General features: G+C 36.2%; 16 protein-coding genes. 9 read left to right on the top strand and 7 right to left on the bottom strand.

The genetic code is table 11. From position 1 onward, the window contains the following. Positions 1-25: 25 nt before the first annotated feature. The 4 genes from ltrA (ABWU28_RS00380) to ltrA (ABWU28_RS00365) all read left to right on the top strand — a co-directional run bounded on the left by ltrA (ABWU28_RS00380) (position 26) and on the right by ltrA (ABWU28_RS00365) (position 4,076). Positions 26-1,327, top strand: a complete 1,302-nt coding sequence (ltrA, locus tag ABWU28_RS00380) for a group II intron reverse transcriptase/maturase (protein ID WP_353274935.1) — start codon at positions 26-28, stop codon at positions 1,325-1,327. Positions 1,328-1,491: 164 nt separating this feature from the next. Beyond that, positions 1,492-2,145 (top strand): ankyrin repeat domain-containing protein, encoded by a 654-nt coding sequence (locus ABWU28_RS00375; protein WP_353275738.1) that lies wholly within the window; start codon positions 1,492-1,494, stop codon positions 2,143-2,145. 25 nt (positions 2,146-2,170) lie between these two features. After that, a complete protein-coding gene (locus ABWU28_RS00370) occupies positions 2,171-2,293 on the top strand; it encodes a hypothetical protein (protein ID WP_353275290.1) in 123 nt (40 codons plus the stop codon). A gap of 532 nt (positions 2,294-2,825) precedes the next feature. Continuing rightward, positions 2,826-4,076 carry a group II intron reverse transcriptase/maturase gene (gene ltrA / locus ABWU28_RS00365; protein WP_353275288.1) on the top strand — a complete coding sequence of 417 codons (1,251 nt, stop codon included), beginning with the start codon at positions 2,826-2,828 and terminating at the stop codon, positions 4,074-4,076. 95 nt (positions 4,077-4,171) lie between these two features. Here ltrA (ABWU28_RS00365) and ABWU28_RS00360 read toward each other — a convergent pair whose 3' ends face one another. Beyond that, positions 4,172-5,629: an IS4 family transposase gene (locus ABWU28_RS00360; protein WP_353275143.1), complete on the bottom strand. Its 1,458-nt coding sequence runs from the start codon at positions 5,627-5,629 to the stop codon at positions 4,172-4,174. Positions 5,630-5,697: 68 nt separating this feature from the next. Between ABWU28_RS00360 and ABWU28_RS00355 the strand changes: the two genes are divergently transcribed. Next, positions 5,698-7,413, top strand: a complete 1,716-nt coding sequence (locus ABWU28_RS00355) for a hypothetical protein (RefSeq protein ID WP_353275286.1) — start codon at positions 5,698-5,700, stop codon at positions 7,411-7,413. A gap of 24 nt (positions 7,414-7,437) precedes the next feature. On the opposite strand, the gene ABWU28_RS00350 is transcribed toward ABWU28_RS00355, so the two are convergent. From ABWU28_RS00350 to ABWU28_RS00330, 5 genes are read right to left on the bottom strand one after another with little or no spacing between them, the layout of a single operon-like run. Further along, positions 7,438-7,995 carry a group II intron maturase-specific domain-containing protein gene (locus ABWU28_RS00350; RefSeq protein ID WP_353275284.1) on the bottom strand — a complete coding sequence of 186 codons (558 nt, stop codon included), beginning with the start codon at positions 7,993-7,995 and terminating at the stop codon, positions 7,438-7,440. Next, complete coding sequence (locus ABWU28_RS00345) at positions 7,995-8,117, bottom strand: hypothetical protein (protein ID WP_353275282.1); 123 nt, start codon at positions 8,115-8,117, stop codon at positions 7,995-7,997. The genes ABWU28_RS00350 and ABWU28_RS00345 overlap by 1 nt, the downstream gene beginning before the upstream one ends. 11 nt (positions 8,118-8,128) lie before the next feature. Then, positions 8,129-9,430, bottom strand: a complete 1,302-nt coding sequence (ltrA, locus tag ABWU28_RS00340; protein ID WP_353274935.1) for a group II intron reverse transcriptase/maturase — start codon at positions 9,428-9,430, stop codon at positions 8,129-8,131. 26 nt (positions 9,431-9,456) lie between these two features. Next, on the bottom strand, positions 9,457-9,843 hold the full coding sequence (locus ABWU28_RS00335) for a hypothetical protein (RefSeq protein ID WP_353274937.1): 387 nt from the start codon (positions 9,841-9,843) through the stop codon (positions 9,457-9,459). Beyond that, positions 9,833-10,609 carry a reverse transcriptase domain-containing protein gene (locus ABWU28_RS00330; RefSeq protein ID WP_353275280.1) on the bottom strand — a complete coding sequence of 259 codons (777 nt, stop codon included), beginning with the start codon at positions 10,607-10,609 and terminating at the stop codon, positions 9,833-9,835. The genes ABWU28_RS00335 and ABWU28_RS00330 overlap by 11 nt, the downstream gene beginning before the upstream one ends. Positions 10,610-11,073: 464 nt before the next feature. On the opposite strand from ABWU28_RS00330, the gene ABWU28_RS00325 reads away from it, so the two are divergent. Further along, on the top strand, positions 11,074-11,751 hold the full coding sequence (locus ABWU28_RS00325; protein WP_353275278.1) for a hypothetical protein: 678 nt from the start codon (positions 11,074-11,076) through the stop codon (positions 11,749-11,751). Here the strand turns inward: ABWU28_RS00325 and ABWU28_RS00320 are convergent. Beyond that, positions 11,748-12,917 carry an aspartate aminotransferase family protein gene (locus ABWU28_RS00320; protein WP_353275276.1) on the bottom strand — a complete coding sequence of 390 codons (1,170 nt, stop codon included), beginning with the start codon at positions 12,915-12,917 and terminating at the stop codon, positions 11,748-11,750. The genes ABWU28_RS00325 and ABWU28_RS00320 overlap by 4 nt on opposite strands. Positions 12,918-12,981: 64 nt before the next feature. On the opposite strand from ABWU28_RS00320, the gene ABWU28_RS00315 reads away from it, so the two are divergent. From ABWU28_RS00315 to tsaD, 3 genes are all read left to right on the top strand, one after another. Further along, positions 12,982-14,409, top strand: coding sequence for a sensor histidine kinase (locus tag ABWU28_RS00315; RefSeq protein WP_010403276.1), 1,428 nt, complete (start codon positions 12,982-12,984; stop codon positions 14,407-14,409). 176 nt (positions 14,410-14,585) lie between these two features. Next, positions 14,586-15,323, top strand: a complete 738-nt coding sequence (locus ABWU28_RS00310) for a hypothetical protein (protein ID WP_353275274.1) — start codon at positions 14,586-14,588, stop codon at positions 15,321-15,323. 72 nt (positions 15,324-15,395) lie between these two features. Next, positions 15,396-16,406 carry a tRNA (adenosine(37)-N6)-threonylcarbamoyltransferase complex transferase subunit TsaD gene (gene tsaD, locus ABWU28_RS00305; protein ID WP_007302199.1) on the top strand — a complete coding sequence of 337 codons (1,011 nt, stop codon included), beginning with the start codon at positions 15,396-15,398 and terminating at the stop codon, positions 16,404-16,406. Positions 16,407-16,514: the final 108 nt, after the last annotated feature.

Genomic DNA, 16,514 nt, shown 5'->3' with positions numbered 1-16,514 from the left:
CCAATACAACGGAGGTTGGAATAACATGCAAAATAAACTAAACCAGATAGCAGTAAGAGCAAAGCAAGATAAGCGACTAAAATTCACATCGTTAGTCCATCTGATAAATACAGAGAATCTTGCGAGATGTTATAAAGAACTGAAGCGTAACAAGGCTTGTGGAGTAGACCAGATAACAGTGGAATCATACGGAGAAAATCTGAATGAGAAACTCGAAGTGCTAGTAGAAAGTATGAAGAGGAAGCAATATCAACCACAACCAGTAAAGAGGGTATATATACCGAAAGCTGGAAGTAAAGAGAAACGCGGACTCGGAATACCATCGACCGAGGATAAATTAGTACAGATTATGCTGAAGAAGATACTAGAAAATATTTACGAGGCAAACTTTCTGGACAGCTCATATGGATTTCGACCTGGAAGAAACTGTCATCAAGCGGTAAATGCACTAGATAAAGCAGTTATGTACAAGCCAATAAACTACATTGTAGAAGTGGATATCAAGAAGTTCTACGATAATATACAGCATAAATGGCTAATGAGATGTCTAAGGGAACGAATAACTGACCCAAATTTGCGGTGGTTAGTAAAGCGGTTTCTCAAGGCAGGGATAGTCGAAGCTGGAAATTATGAAGCAACAAAACAAGGTACACCCCAAGGTGGTATAGTAAGTCCTGTATTAGCAAATATATACTTACATTATGTGTTGGATTTATGGATAGAAAAGAAATTTAAACCAAGATCCAGAGGATATATACAACTAATAAGGTTTTGCGACGATTTTGTGGTTTGTTGCGAAAGTAAGGTAGACGCGGAAGAATTTCTGGAATTACTGAAACAAAGGCTAAATAAATTTGGGTTGGAAGTATCTGAAAACAAGACCAGAGTAGTAAAGTTTGGCAAGAGGGAGTGGCAACAAGCGATAAGAGAGAAACGAAGGACGGAAAGTTTCAATTTTCTGGGGTTTACGCACTATGGTGCAAAAAGTCGTCGTGGTAGATTAATAATGGGACATAAAACCTCAAAGTTAAATCTAGCCAGAAAACTAAAAGAAATCAAGGAGTGGTTGAAAATAGTCCGCGGAAGTATTCGACTTAAAGCTTGGTGGCAAGTACTGAAGGCTAAATTAACAGGACACTATAACTACTTTGGTATTAGCGGAAATTATTGGTGTTTGAAACAATTTTACACATCAGTAAGAAAGCTAGCATTTAAATGGATAAATCGGCGTAGTCAGAAAAAGAGTATGACCTGGGAACAGTTTGTACACTACGTAGAAGTAAATCCATTACCAAAGCCAAAAATACATTTTTCTTTATATGCATAAGAGGGACGACTGTGAAAACTAATATTGATGAGCCGTGTGCGGGAAATCTGCAAGCACGGTTCTTTAGGGGGAGTTGTAGTAATAAAACTCAAACGAGAGGAGTAAAGCTACAGCTTCTACCGAACAGTTTTAGCAAGTTTTTTAAAGAAGTATCAAGTAACGATATTAATAAAAGAAATGAAGAAGGAGAGACGATCTTGCATCAAGCAGTAGAAATCTCTGATTACAAAACAGTGAGATTATTAATAAAAAAAGGGGCAGAGGTTAATGCAAGAGATAAAAATGGTTATACGCCACTACACTGTGCAGTATTTGCGAAAAGCTTAGAAAATGTAAAAGTGCTGCTAAGAGAAGGAGCAGAAGTAAATGCCACTCAATATGTTACTGGATGTACGCCACTGCACTCTGCGTGCAAAATAGGAGGAGCAGGAGTTGAAATAATAAAAGAGCTAGTAAAGGCAGGAGCTGAAGTTAATCAACTGAATAAGTATGGTGCAACACCAATGTATTACATCTGGGAAAGTGAAAAGTATTGCCTATGTGATAGCAAAGAGAGTGAAAAGGCAAGTAAATTTTTGAGAGAAAAAGGAGGAATAACAAAAAGTAGAGAACTGACGTGCTATGGAATAGAGGGGCTAGTGGGAGAAATAGCAGACATGTTGAATGGGAGTTATTTACCAGAGTTAAAAATAATAGAGATAGAAGAAATAAGGAAGAGAGACAAATCGTTAATAAAGAAAGAATGTCAAAATTTAGCAAGCAAGATAATCAGCCAAGTAAATGAGATGATAGATGAGGTGGTGAAAAGGAAGGCTTAGGTTTAAAGAAAGGTAGGGGTAGATTATGATAAAGCTTGGTAAGAAAGAGAAATCTCTATTAGAGAGCTCATTTAAAAAGAAAGAGACGAAAAGGGAACTACATTATGCAGTAGACGCAAAAACAGTGAGATTATGTGTGCCGCAGTGACACAGGGAATGTTCAAAGATGAACACACGAGTGTTAAGCTGTGCAATAGATGAAGGTAGGTCCTTCAAAGCCGGTTTGTAAGAGCAGGCTTTAAACTACCATAAGCTGCTTTGGTAAAGAGCTAAGGTGGTGAGCGTTATGGAAAAGTCGTAATTATACGGCATGTGTGAAATAGAGAGATGAACGAAAGTGAACCACTGATGAAGTGTCGAAAACTGTAAATAGATGACGTTAAAACCAGGGGCAATAGCCTCTCCTGGGACAAATCTACCAGAAACTTGCTTACTGGGTAGGTAGCGTTCGGCATAAAGGTGGCATGAATCTATTTTAGGCTATTGTATGGAACTGCGGGAACCTGTCGTTTCGATGATAAGGGAGAAATCCAAGGAGCTAAACTCCAAGGATGAGAGTACCGATGCGAAGAACAGGGGCGGATCAGCTTGTAGTAGTGAAGAAGTTTCTGTAATGGAAATGGAGCGAAGGAGCTGAGTTATTCAGTTTTAATTATGTATCAACCGAAAGGGAGGAGTTAATGAATAAAACAAAGTCTTTTGATATACCAAAGCAACTTATTTGGAGGGCTTATAAACAAGTATCGAAAAATAAAGGTGCGGCTGGTGTGGATGAGGTATCGATAACAAAGTTTGAAGAGAACCTGAAGGATAATCTGTACAAACTATGGAATCGGATGTCATCAGGAAGTTATTTTCCAGAGCCTGTAAAAGCTGTAGCAATACCGAAAGATACGGTAGGGGGACAAAGAATTTTAGGTGTTCCTTCAGTATTCGACAGGATAGGGCAAACGGCTGCGTCTATGTATCTTGAGCCGCTAGTAGAGCCAAAATTCCATGAAGATTCATATGGTTATAGACCGAATAAATCAGCACTGGATGCGGTAGATACGGCAAGGAAAAGATGCTGGAGGTATGATTGGACGATAGATCTAGATATATCCGGGTTTTTCGACAATTTGGATCACGAGTTGGCATTGCAAGCTATCAAGAAGCATACAAATTGCAAATGGGTCATACTGTATGTTGAAAGGTGGATGAAAGCCGCTATTCAGCTAGAAGATGGCAGTAAGGTAGTTAGGGATAAAGGAGTTCCGCAAGGAGGTTCAGTTAGCCCAATCATCTCTAATATATTCATGCATCATGTGTTTGATATATGGATGAAAAAGAACTACCCGACGGTACCATTTGAGAGGTATGTGGATGATGCGATAGTGCACTGCAGAACAGAGAAACAGGCAGAGTTTGTGAAAGTAATGATCGAAGAAAGATTGGCTGAGTATAAGTTGAAATTACATCCTGAAAAGACACAGATAGTGTACTGTAAGGATGACAATAGGAGTGGTGGATTTCCTAAACAAAGTTTTGATTTTCTGGGTTACACATTCAGACCCAGGTTAGCAAGAAATAAAATAGGGAAATATTTTGTCTCATTTCTCCCAGCAATTAGCAACAAGGCCAAGAAAAAGATTACTACAACCATAAGGTCATGGAAAATGCTACGAAATACGCATATAACATTAGAGGAGATATCAGGAAAAGTAAATCCAATAGTCAGAGGCTGGTATCAGTACTATGGTAAATTTTACAGAACTGAGGTATACAAATCTCTAAAGAATATAGAGCGGCATCTAGAGAAGTGGGTGAAAAGGAAATATAAGAGACTCAGGGGTCACGGAAGACTAGCAAGACAATTTCTAGGAAAGGTGAGAAAGAGGTCTCCGGATATTTTCTATCACTGGACACTAGGGTTAGGCCAAAAGGCTGAATAATGGAAGCTGTATAAATCGAGAGGTTTACGTACAGTTTTGCGAGAGACTGGTGGGGAAGTTCCACTGGTCTACTCTCCTAGTTGAAAAACTCACTTTTACCCACAATTTTGAGAGGTCATGATGTGAAGCATAACTATGCTCTCCTTAAGATTTTCATAGCCCCGCCATAGAGTCATAGCCCCTGGTAAATTATCACTTTTTCTATTCATAAATCCACCTAATTTTCCTAACCAAATAATAGCTTGTTTTATGTTTGGAGGTTCTTCTGGTAATGTAGCTACTTTATGCTCACGTATGAAAAGGGCCTTCCACTCTTCATTGCTTAAAATTTTAGTACAGGTTTCCATGGGATTTGATAAAGCGACTTTTGTTAAATATAAAATTTTAAATGCAATAATGCTCTTTATAGCAATTAATTTCTGTAGCCTTTCCTTTGTAGTTAAACGAGAGCTTTCTATTTTACATCCTGATTTTAAAACCCTGAAATACTCCTCAATTTTCCATCTTAGCTTATACCAATTTATCCTTTCTATAGCATCTAAAGTGCTATTAACTGGTACATTAGTCAACAAAGTCCAATCAATAGCTTCCAATCCTTCAGGAGGATTTGTTTCTTTTGCACTTACCACATATACAGGGATTTTATCACTTATTTTATGCACTCTGTCTTTTGATCCATAAATTGAAGAAGATCTGATAGGTATATAGCCTTTCATATACTTAACTTCAATATTAGCTTTCCTTGATCTTTGGTTTCTACCTTTATTAACTTCTAGAGAAATTTTCTTCTTTACTGGCAGTTGAGTGATGCGTGTTTGCAAATCTGTTTTTCCAATTTCAGTGCAGATAAATCTTCTATTAGTTCGATTACGGATTACATAAAAACTACCTAATGTCTCAGTGATCCATAAAAATTTGAAGATATCTGCCTCTCTATCACCAAGGGTAACAAGTTGTACATTTGCAGGAAGGTTGTTTATGCTTTCTTTGAGAGCTGTTATCCACTTATAACTTTCTTTTTCTTCTATGGAGGTACGGTATTTCCTGTTTGCTTTTTCTTGTGACGTTTCTTTTTCCCTAATAGAACGTGCCCAACATTGTTGAGAAGATAGACCTAAAGGTAATCCGTCTTTGCTGACTATTAAGGCACTGTGCAACAGTAAACCCATTTTATGCTTCGTATAAGCTTTAGAAATACTACCTAGCCTCTTGGTTTTTATATGAGAGTCAAAATCCAAATAACTTGTATCTTGAACTGAAAAAACAAACTGATTTCCTTTCATTCTCTCCATAGTTTCTTTGTAATGGGAAGAATAAATTTCCTTATCCTTAAGCTTTTCATTGCTAAATAATCTGTATGCACCCTTAGCTTCTTTCCATCCACTACAGCTTTGATTAATTGATCCAGACGCCTTACCCTCTATACAATAGCCTGTTTTAATAAGTCTCTTATTAAGTCTTGTATCTCCTAAATTAACGTGTTTTAACTCTCTTTCCAGCCATTTATCCCCTAAGCCATCAGTATATTGCACATTTGTACTTACTTCACTCATTTTAATCCCAAATTTATTTGGTATCCATTTTACTCGCTTTTTTATTTGTGGGTAAAAGTGAGTATTTAATGAAGTGTGATAATATTACTTTAGATAAAAAAAGAAGAGAAGGTTTGAGTGAATTGATAGAAGATGTTAAAAAGAATGTTAGCACCACTAATGATAACAATATTATAAGCTACCTAGAGAGAAAAGGCTTTAGTGAGCAATTTGCTAGAGATGAGCTCTTACTGCAAATAAAGACAGTAATTGAAGCACTGAGTAAAAGTGATAATGAGCAATGCAGCTTAATAGTTGATAATTGGCGCTTAAGCAAAGAGCTCCATGACCTCATGGAAAGAGAGAAAGGTATACTACATAGTCTCATTGATTTCTGCAAACAAAATAAATGTATCTTTGCAGGAATTGGGAAAAATGATCTTGATATTGGAGAAAACAGACTCTTTTCAGCGATAATACGTAATCAGATAGGTGGATATCGAACTCTTTATTGTGATTATGAAAAAAGAGATTTTGATTCATTGGCTAAATATGCGTTGACAACGGTTATAGATGGATCGAAAGGTCGTGGATTTGATAGTGAATATAATCATGTTGCATCAATATTTGCAGATTCGGTTAGTCAATTCAATAATCCATCTGAAGCCCTACAGAATCTTGGAAGAAATAGAGAACGTAATGAGAGCAGACAATCATGGTTTTTCGCTGCTGCAGGTGAAGAAGTTGAGCTATTTGTGAATAAGATCTTAGCAAATTTTAAAAAGGAACCACAGAAATTTTGTCAGAAAGTTTTGTTTCCAGCTACTAATAAATACAATAAGTTGCTAAAAAATAGAATGGGAGAAGAACTTGGAAGAAAAATAGAAATCTATATTAGTAAAAATATTGATGCATTAGGAAATATTGATGATTCAGCTCTGAAGAAGTTTTCTAGTGATTTGATAAAAGAAACGTATGAAAAAGTTCATGATATAAATGATTTTGATGTCAAAAAGACAGAACAAGATTTACATAGGATTTTAAAAAGTACAGAGGCATACCTTCGTTCATATGAGAACAGAATTAAAAACAACGGTAAATTATCTTGCACACGCTCAGCTTTATTTTCTGTGGGGAGTGCTATAACAAAGGTAATGTATTATCTTTGGGCAGGGTTTGACTATTTAGTCTTTTTGGCTAAAGCGTACAATATAGATAAATCTGGAGATACCAGTGCAAGAGCGTATGTACACATAATCAGAAACTGTCACTGTGAAAGTAGTGTGAAGGCCCAAAATGTATTGGTTCATGCATTAGAAATTGCCAAAGAACATGACAGCAGTTTCAAAAGAAATAGTTTGTACGAAGGCAATGAGAGTAGATGTAAGGAAAAAATCATCTCATATTTTCAATCCAAGCAATATATATGTGCATTAGATAGAACAATTGCTCAAATTGAAAATGAACACTTAGCAGCAATTTTGAAAGCTGTAGGCTACAGAGGTGATACTGATAAAATGGCACAAGAAATTAAAGATTTTTTATCTGATTTAAAGAAATTAGACTGTGTGAAATTTAGAGAAAAGTATTATCAAGGAGATTTATATCAAGAAAGCAAATTATGCAAGATCAATGATCGAATTAGTATGGTAATTAATGAAATTGTAAGGTGCCATAAGTGGCGTCATGGAGTAAAGCGCTATGATCCAACTCCCTTGCTTACAAAGGTGAAGTCGGTACCACAGTTAGAAAGGAGAGTAGACCAGTGGAACTTCCCCACCAGTCTCTCGCAAAACTGTACGTAAACCTCTCGATTTATACAGCTTCCATTATTCAGCCTTTTGGCCTAACCCTAGTGTCCAGTGATAGAAAATATCCGGAGACCTCTTTCTCACCTTTCCTAGAAATTGTCTTGCTAGTCTTCCGTGACCCCTGAGTCTCTTATATTTCCTTTTCACCCACTTCTCTAGATGCCGCTCTATATTCTTTAGAGATTTGTATACCTCAGTTCTGTAAAATTTACCATAGTACTGATACCAGCCTCTGACTATTGGATTTACTTTTCCTGATATCTCCTCTAATGTTATATGCGTATTTCGTAGCATTTTCCATGACCTTATGGTTGTAGTAATCTTTTTCTTGGCCTTGTTGCTAATTGCTGGGAGAAATGAGACAAAATATTTCCCTATTTTATTTCTTGCTAACCTGGGTCTGAATGTGTAACCCAGAAAATCAAAACTTTGTTTAGGAAATCCACCACTCCTATTGTCATCCTTACAGTACACTATCTGTGTCTTTTCAGGATGTAATTTCAACTTATACTCAGCCAATCTTTCTTCGATCATTACTTTCACAAACTCTGCCTGTTTCTCTGTTCTGCAGTGCACTATCGCATGTTCGGTAGAAGCTGTAGCTTTACTCCTCTCGTTTGAGTTTTATTACTACAACTCCCCCTAAAGAACCGTGCTTGCAGATTTCCCGCACACGGCTCATCAATATTAGTTTTCACAGTCGTCCCTCTTATGCATATAAAGAAAAATGTATTTTTGGCTTTGGTAATGGATTTACTTCTACGTAGTGTACAAACTGTTCCCAGGTCATACTCTTTTTCTGACTACGCCGATTTATCCATTTAAATGCTAGCTTTCTTACTGATGTGTAAAATTGTTTCAAACACCAATAATTTCCGCTAATACCAAAGTAGTTATAGTGTCCTGTTAATTTAGCCTTCAGTACTTGCCACCAAGCTTTAAGTCGAATACTTCCGCGGACTATTTTCAACCACTCCTTGATTTCTTTTAGTTTTCTGGCTAGATTTAACTTTGAGGTTTTATGTCCCATTATTAATCTACCACGACGACTTTTTGCACCATAGTGCGTAAACCCCAGAAAATTGAAACTTTCCGTCCTTCGTTTCTCTCTTATCGCTTGTTGCCACTCCCTCTTGCCAAACTTTACTACTCTGGTCTTGTTTTCAGATACTTCCAACCCAAATTTATTTAGCCTTTGTTTCAGTAATTCCAGAAATTCTTCCGCGTCTACCTTACTTTCGCAACAAACCACAAAATCGTCGCAAAACCTTATTAGTTGTATATATCCTCTGGATCTTGGTTTAAATTTCTTTTCTATCCATAAATCCAACACATAATGTAAGTATATATTTGCTAATACAGGACTTACTATACCACCTTGGGGTGTACCTTGTTTTGTTGCTTCATAATTTCCAGCTTCGACTATCCCTGCCTTGAGAAACCGCTTTACTAACCACCGCAAATTTGGGTCAGTTATTCGTTCCCTTAGACATCTCATTAGCCATTTATGCTGTATATTATCGTAGAACTTCTTGATATCCACTTCTACAATGTAGTTTATTGGCTTGTACATAACTGCTTTATCTAGTGCATTTACCGCTTGATGACAGTTTCTTCCAGGTCGAAATCCATATGAGCTGTCCAGAAAGTTTGCCTCGTAAATATTTTCTAGTATCTTCTTCAGCATAATCTGTACTAATTTATCCTCGGTCGATGGTATTCCGAGTCCGCGTTTCTCTTTACTTCCAGCTTTCGGTATATATACCCTCTTTACTGGTTGTGGTTGATATTGCTTCCTCTTCATACTTTCTACTAGCACTTCGAGTTTCTCATTCAGATTTTCTCCGTATGATTCCACTGTTATCTGGTCTACTCCACAAGCCTTGTTACGCTTCAGTTCTTTATAACATCTCGCAAGATTCTCTGTATTTATCAGATGGACTAACGATGTGAATTTTAGTCGCTTATCTTGCTTTGCTCTTACTGCTATCTGGTTTAGTTTATTTTGCATGTTATTCCAACCTCCGTTGTATTGGCCTAGCAATCCCTATTCCAGTTACTATATTGCTGATCGCTTCCCCTTGTACGTGGCTTTCCCACATTCTGAGTACTATCAATCAGTCCGACTTCCCCTGCATCTTCCGCTAGTTCTTGCCTTTGTTGACTTGTTCCAGCGTACCTTTGTAGGAATGCATAGGATCTCCCAAGTTCACTTGAAGTCCATTTCAATACATGGCACGGTCTCAGATCCCGATAGAGTGAGTGATAACTTGCCTTTACGCTATCCTTCATGCTGTCTTCCATGGCCATGAAAATGTCGACCTCTATGTCTTCAGGTATTTCGGAACTCAATCCCTTCACTTTCGTTGTACCCTGCATTGTCCATCCCACTAGCTCTATTACACTCGTTACCTCATGCAACATAGTGGTCTGTTCCAAACTGTTGGCTAGACTTTGTTTGTGTTGGATTTTCACCAACTGTTCTCCAAGCACTTCTTGGCGCACCATCCACATACCTCTCAAATGGTACCGTCGGGTAGTTCTTTTTCATCCATATATCAAACACATGATGCATGAATATATTAGAGATGATTGGGCTAACTGAACCTCCTTGCGGAACTCCTTTATCCCTAACTACCTTACTGCCATCTTCTAGCTGAATAGCGGCTTTCATCCACCTTTCAACATACAGTATGACCCATTTGCAATTTGTATGCTTCTTGATAGCTTGCAATGCCAACTCGTGATCCAAATTGTCGAAAAACCCGGATATATCTAGATCTATCGTCCAATCATACCTCCAGCATCTTTTCCTTGCCGTATCTACCGCATCCAGTGCTGATTTATTCGGTCTATAACCATATGAATCTTCATGGAATTTTGGCTCTACTAGCGGCTCAAGATACATAGACGCAGCCGTTTGCCCTATCCTGTCGAATACTGAAGGAACACCTAAAATTCTTTGTCCCCCTACCGTATCTTTCGGTATTGCTACAGCTTTTACAGGCTCTGGAAAATAACTTCCTGATGACATCCGATTCCATAGTTTGTACAGATTATCCTTCAGGTTCTCTTCAAACTTTGTTATCGATACCTCATCCACACCAGCCGCACCTTTATTTTTCGATACTTGTTTATAAGCCCTCCAAATAAGTTGCTTTGGTATATCAAAAGACTTTGTTTTATTCATTAACTCCTCCCTTTCGGTTGATACATAATTAAAACTGAATAACTCAGCTCCTTCGCTCCATTTCCATTACAGAAACTTCTTCACTACTACAAGCTGATCCGCCCCTGTTCTTCGCATCGGTACTCTCATCCTTGGAGTTTAGCTCCTTGGATTTCTCCCTTATCATCGAAACGACAGGTTCCCGCAGTTCCATACAATAGCCTAAAATAGATTCATGCCACCTTTATGCCGAACGCTACCTACCCAGTAAGCAAGTTTCTGGTAGATTTGTCCCAGGAGAGGCTATTGCCCCTGGTTTTAACGTCATCTATTTACAGTTTTCGACACTTCATCAGTGGTTCACTTTCGTTCATCTCTCTATTTCACACATGCCGTATAATTACGACTTTTCCATAACGCTCACCACCTTAGCTCTTTACCAAAGCAGCTTATGGTAGTTTAAAGCCTGCTCTTACAAACCGGCTTTGAAGGACCTACCTTCATCTATTGCACAGCTTAACACTCGTGTGTTCATCTTTGAACATTCCCTGTGTCACTGCGGCACACATAGCCATACTATTTTTAGAGCAAGGGTTAATAATGATCTTCGTAAGTTATGTAATGAAAACTTTAGCAAACGCTCTAAAGAAAGGATATACTTAGGTGGAGCTATGCTATTCGTTGGGTTTTGGGCTTCTATGATCCTTATAGGTAAAATATCATTAGGCGAGAACATGCCATTGCCTTTACTTTGTGGTTTTATAGTATTTGGACCACTAGCACTTTTGTGTGGTGCATTGTTATGTGAAATAACGACCTATTTAGTGAGAGGAGCATTTTTTATTTTTGGAGTGCCAATTCTTTTAGGAGAACTGTCTAAATGTGTTTTGAGAAACGGCTCAATGAAAAGTTTGTTAGATATGACATTATCGCTTGGTAACTCGGCTTTTCTCAATATTCCGAAAGACATCGTGCAATCGTTTATATTTGAGGATATAACAAAATTTGACTCACTAAGTGATATAAATGAGCTTACACTGATAAGAGAACAGGAAAAGGCAAAGTGTACAAATGAAGTAGCTGATAAAGTTGTAGCTACTGCTTTATCTGCAATTTTGATACAGCCAACAACTAGTGAGCAGGAAGGTTTAGTTTTTAACTAGAACTTTTCAGATAAATACTGAGTGAGGATTTCAATGCCTTCATCAATCTCTTTTTCAGTGATAATGAGTGGAGGCAAGATTCTTACAACGTTATCTGATGTTACTCCAACAGTGAGTAAACCACGGTGACTTAGCTCTTCTGCAAATTTTTGGTTATTCATTTTTACTTTTATTCCTAGCATCAACCCTTTTCCTCTCACTTCTTCTATCATTGGAAACTTGCTTGCTAAGTCCTCTAGTTTGTTTTTTAAAGACTTACCTCTAACTTCAACATTTGCTAAGAAGCCAGGGCTGAGCAATTCATCCAATACAGCATTACCTACTGAAGTTGCAAGTGGATTACCACCAAAAGTAGAACCATGCATACCGACCGCCATATACTTAGCAACCTTTTCAGTTGCAAGACAAGCCCCTAGAGGGAAACCTCCTCCTATTCCTTTTGCAAGAGCACATATGTCAGGCTTAATTCCTATGTGTTCATATGCAAATAACTTTCCTGTCCTGCCAGCACCGCACTGAACGCAATCAAAAAATAGCAGTATGTCGTTTTCGTTACATAGTTCTCTTAGCTCTTTCATGAAGACTTCACTCATTACTTTAATACCACCTTGTCCCTGTATTGGTTCTATTAATATAACACCTATGCCATTAGAAATTGCCTTCTTTACACTCTCAATATTGGGCTCTATGTTATCACACCAGTCAATATAAGGATTCAGTAATTCAGAAAATTTCTGTCTATCGTTTGTTGCACAAGTTAAAAATGTCCTTCCATGAAATGCACCATGAAATGTTAGAATTCTATAGCGATTTTTATTACCTTTTCCATTTTGATAGGCCCTAGCGATTTTAAGTCCACATTCCACTGCTTCTGATCCAGAATTTGCAAAAAATACAGTATTAGCAAAGCTGTTGTTTATTAAATTTTCTGCAAATTTGTTGGTAGTAGATATATTATAGGTATTTGATATATGCCATAGTTTTTCTCCTTGTAATTTTAGGACATCAGTTAATCGTGGGTTGGCATGACCTAAACTGCTAACAGCTATTCCAGAGTGAAAATCTATATAGCGCTTATTATCGATATCATACAAGTAAATACCTTTGCCATAAGAAAAATTTATGTTAACAGGAGAATAAACTGGCAAGATAGGAGAAATTGTCATAAAAGTATGATATGCTAATTTTTTATTAATACCATAAAAGACGTTATTTCACAATGAGAAGAATATGTATAAATTAAGTAAATTAATTTTTACTACACTAAAAACAAATAGATATACAAAAATTATCTCGCTATTCTTATTAATTTTTGTGGTTTTATTGGGCACAATATACCGCAGTTATTCATTAAAGAATAATTTTCTTTCTTTTTACCGTAATTCAAATGCAAACTTAAAAGATCTATTGGAAAATAGTATAATAAAAAAATATCATTATTTACTAATAGAAAAACATCATATTAAATATAACAGTTTTGATTACATAAACCAGTTGGTAAAATTGCGTGCTGAATTGTTACAATCAGTAAGCAAAGTAAGAAATTTTAGCTTAATACTGTATGATCAAAATGCCAGAGTAATTTTCAGTAATTTTAATACTCAAGGTCATGACTATGAGCAGTTGCTTACAAATGATGAAATTGATAAATTGCTAAGCAATCAAGAAATATTTTACGCTACAGGAAATACATTAACTTCTACTTTCCCTATATTTCATGAAGATGACATTAAGCCTTCATTTTTTTTGAAGATCATTCAAAGCTATAATGACTCTTATATTATGGTATATAGTCTATTTTCAATATTAATGGGCTTATTACTGGTTATCTTAATACTAATAATGCTTTATTTGCACTTTTCCAATACCCAAATGCTAGCCAAGCAGCATAAAACTAATATTGAATTACAAAGGGTTAAAGAGGCATTAGAGCAAGAAAATGCAAATAAGATAAAATTTTTTGCAAGTGTTACACATGAGTTGCGTACACCTCTTAATGCTATTATTGGATTTGCAAAGTTGATCAAAAATGAAACTTTAGGTTCGGTAGATCACTCTAAATACAAGGAATACGTAGACGATATATATAATGCTGGTACACATTTACTTGCTTTGATTAATGATGTGCTCGATTTTTCTAAAGCTGAATCAAGTAGTTTAACAGTAGAGAAAGTGAAGTTTAATCTGAATAAGATAATAGATTCGTGCTTAAAAATGTTATCACCTAAACTAAAAGAAACAGGGATTAGTTTAAAGAAAGAGATATCTGATAAACAATTATTAGTTATCGCCGATCCCAAAAGAATGAAGCAAGTTATAATAAATTTGTTATCAAATGCAATCAAGTTCACTCCTCAAGGTGGTTTAATAAGAATGATTATTAAAGAGAATATAGAAAAAAATTTATTAACTATTGAGTTTCATGATAATGGAATAGGGATAATGCAGCAGGACATATATAAAGTTATGTCCGTTTTTGGCCAAGCAGATTCGGGATATAGAAACGAAGGCACAGGTATCGGATTACCTCTAAGCAAGAAATTAGTAGAGTTAATGGGTGGGACTTTCAACATTCAAAGTGAAGCAAAACTTGGTACTACGATAACATTGAGCTTCTTTTATGAAGAGCAAACATGTGAAAAGTTGATTGATTTTTAGTAAAATATATTTGATATTGCACTTTTATATCTAGTACATTCCTAAGTCATACTGACGTGATACCTCTTGGCTAATAATAAGTAGCGGAATGTAAGTAAATTAAACTTTTTTAGCTATACTTCCTGAAAACACTTTATAATTCTTGAGCATAAAGAAAATTCCTTTAATAATGAAGCATGCTAATCAGGAACTTAATAAAACAAGCAACTCAAGTAGGAAATAGTGAAAACGTAATACAATATGTCAAATATCTCTATCAATTTGAGAAGTTTAGAAATACATTAAACCTCACTTTGTCAATAATAAAGCAAACTAGACTCTCGTTTGAAATATATCAAGAAGGATTAGTGGATATGGAAGAGGGAGTGTGTAAGACAATTCGTTCTTCTGGTTTAAATAAGTATGTTATTGTGCTAAGAAGGTCAAATCCTTACATCATAGTACATGAACTTTCACATATGGTTGAAAATGAACTGAACTTAAGCTTAGAGCAAGAATTTCTCTATAAAGTTTATCAGGATATTGAGCAGAACTTAAAGCAGTCAAATATTCTGGTACAAAAAATTATTGGTCAAATTATATTTAAGGAGATACAAGTTTACCAAACTCCAAAATCACGTGCGTCTGAGTTATTCGCACGCTATTTTGAGCTGTTTGCTTGGGCTCAGGAAGTTTATCCTAAAGATAAAGAATATCTAATTCGCACTCAAGATTTAAACAGAGTATTTCTTGCTACTAACCAATGGAAAAAGAGCTACCTGAATCTACAAATAATGGAGAGAATAGATAAAGAAGTAAAGGAATATAGCGATAAAACTGCTTTTAAAGATATAAACAAAGTACAAAGCAGTTGGACTAATAAATTTTCTCCTGGAAGCAAAAAAATTGGTTCTATATTTGAAGATGATAATTAGCTCAGCAGAACAAAGTTCACTTCTTCAACATTTCAAGTTATAGTTCTCGCAATTTAAAGAGTTCAAATATATATGAAAACCATTTTAGCGATTGAAACAAGTTGCGATGAAACTGCAGTTGCGATTGTAAATAGTGATAAGCAAGTGCTTGCTAACGAAATTCTTTCTCAGGTAGAGCACAAAAAGTGCGGTGGAGTGATTCCTGAAATAGCATCACGTGCTCATATGAAGCATTTAAGTGGTTTAATAAAAAGTGCTATGGAAAAATCTAACCTTAACTTTTGTGATCTAGATGCAATTGCAGCAACATCAGGACCAGGACTCATAGGTGGATTAATAATTGGTACAATGATGGCTAAAGCAATTGCACACGTAACACAAAAACCGTTTATTGCAGTTAATCACTTAGAAGCACATGCGTTAGTTGTTAGGCTACTATATGAGGTTGAATTTCCGTTTTTAGTCCTGCTGATATCAGGTGGTCACTGCCAATTTTTAATTGCACAGGATGTAGGTAAATACATCAAACTTGGAGAAACGCTTGATGACTCATTAGGAGAAGCATTTGACAAAGTCGCTAAAACGCTGGGTCTAAGCTATCCGGGAGGTCCATTAATTGAAGAGTTAGCTAAAAAAGGTGATGGTATGAGATTTAAGCTGCCAAGAGCAATGATAAAACGTTCTGGATGTGACCTTTCATTTTCTGGAATTAAAACAGCGGTAAAAAACTTAGCACGAGAATTTGTAATGAGTGAACAGGATGTGTGTGATATGTGTGCTTCGTTTCAAGAGTGTATTAGCGACATATTACTCGATAGAGTCAGAAATGCTATTGGTATCGCTGTATCTTTAAATATTAAAATCAATGATTTTGTAATTACTGGTGGAGTTGCAGCAAATAATTTCCTGAAAGAGAGATTAAAAAAGCACATAGACTTGAACGTGCTTTCTCCTCCAAGCAATTTATGTACAGACAATGCAGTGATGGTTGGATGGACAGGAATTGAAAGGTTACAGAGAAGCTATGTAGACTCTCTTGACTTTGCACCAAGGCCAAAGTGGGAATTAGAAAAATATTACTAGCACAAAAAATTATCTACTATATAATGCGGCCGCTGGTGAATTTTTGTAGGCTTAAAAATTACAGTGGTATCTACTAAAGCCTTACCGGCATTATTATTTATGAGGTAC

It is taken from the genome of Wolbachia endosymbiont (group B) of Pilophorus perplexus, from assembly GCF_964028155.1.
Lineage (GTDB): Bacteria > Pseudomonadota > Alphaproteobacteria > Rickettsiales > Anaplasmataceae > Wolbachia.
The sequence above is the reverse complement of the archived record's forward strand: the minus strand, read 5'-3'. Positions and strand labels throughout refer to the sequence as shown.

What these genes read in the sequence shown, in the direction of transcription:
- ltrA (WP_353274935.1), top strand. Translation starts at nt 26, where the DNA reads ATGCAAAATAAACTAAACCAGATAGCAGTAAGAGCAAAGCAAGATAAG.
- ABWU28_RS00370 (WP_353275290.1), top strand. Translation starts at nt 2,171, where the DNA reads ATGATAAAGCTTGGTAAGAAAGAGAAATCTCTATTAGAGAGCTCATTT.
- ltrA (WP_353275288.1), top strand. Translation starts at nt 2,826, where the DNA reads ATGAATAAAACAAAGTCTTTTGATATACCAAAGCAACTTATTTGGAGG.
- ABWU28_RS00360 (WP_353275143.1), bottom strand. Translation starts at nt 5,629, where the DNA reads ATGAGTGAAGTAAGTACAAATGTGCAATATACTGATGGCTTAGGGGAT.
- ABWU28_RS00355 (WP_353275286.1), top strand. Translation starts at nt 5,698, where the DNA reads ATGAAGTGTGATAATATTACTTTAGATAAAAAAAGAAGAGAAGGTTTG.
- ltrA (WP_353274935.1), bottom strand. Translation starts at nt 9,430, where the DNA reads ATGCAAAATAAACTAAACCAGATAGCAGTAAGAGCAAAGCAAGATAAG.
- ABWU28_RS00335 (WP_353274937.1), bottom strand. Translation starts at nt 9,843, where the DNA reads ATGTTGCATGAGGTAACGAGTGTAATAGAGCTAGTGGGATGGACAATG.
- ABWU28_RS00330 (WP_353275280.1), bottom strand. Translation starts at nt 10,609, where the DNA reads ATGAATAAAACAAAGTCTTTTGATATACCAAAGCAACTTATTTGGAGG.
- ABWU28_RS00320 (WP_353275276.1), bottom strand. Translation starts at nt 12,917, where the DNA reads ATGACAATTTCTCCTATCTTGCCAGTTTATTCTCCTGTTAACATAAAT.
- ABWU28_RS00315 (WP_010403276.1), top strand. Translation starts at nt 12,982, where the DNA reads ATGTATAAATTAAGTAAATTAATTTTTACTACACTAAAAACAAATAGA.
- ABWU28_RS00310 (WP_353275274.1), top strand. Translation starts at nt 14,586, where the DNA reads ATGCTAATCAGGAACTTAATAAAACAAGCAACTCAAGTAGGAAATAGT.
- tsaD (WP_007302199.1), top strand. Translation starts at nt 15,396, where the DNA reads ATGAAAACCATTTTAGCGATTGAAACAAGTTGCGATGAAACTGCAGTT.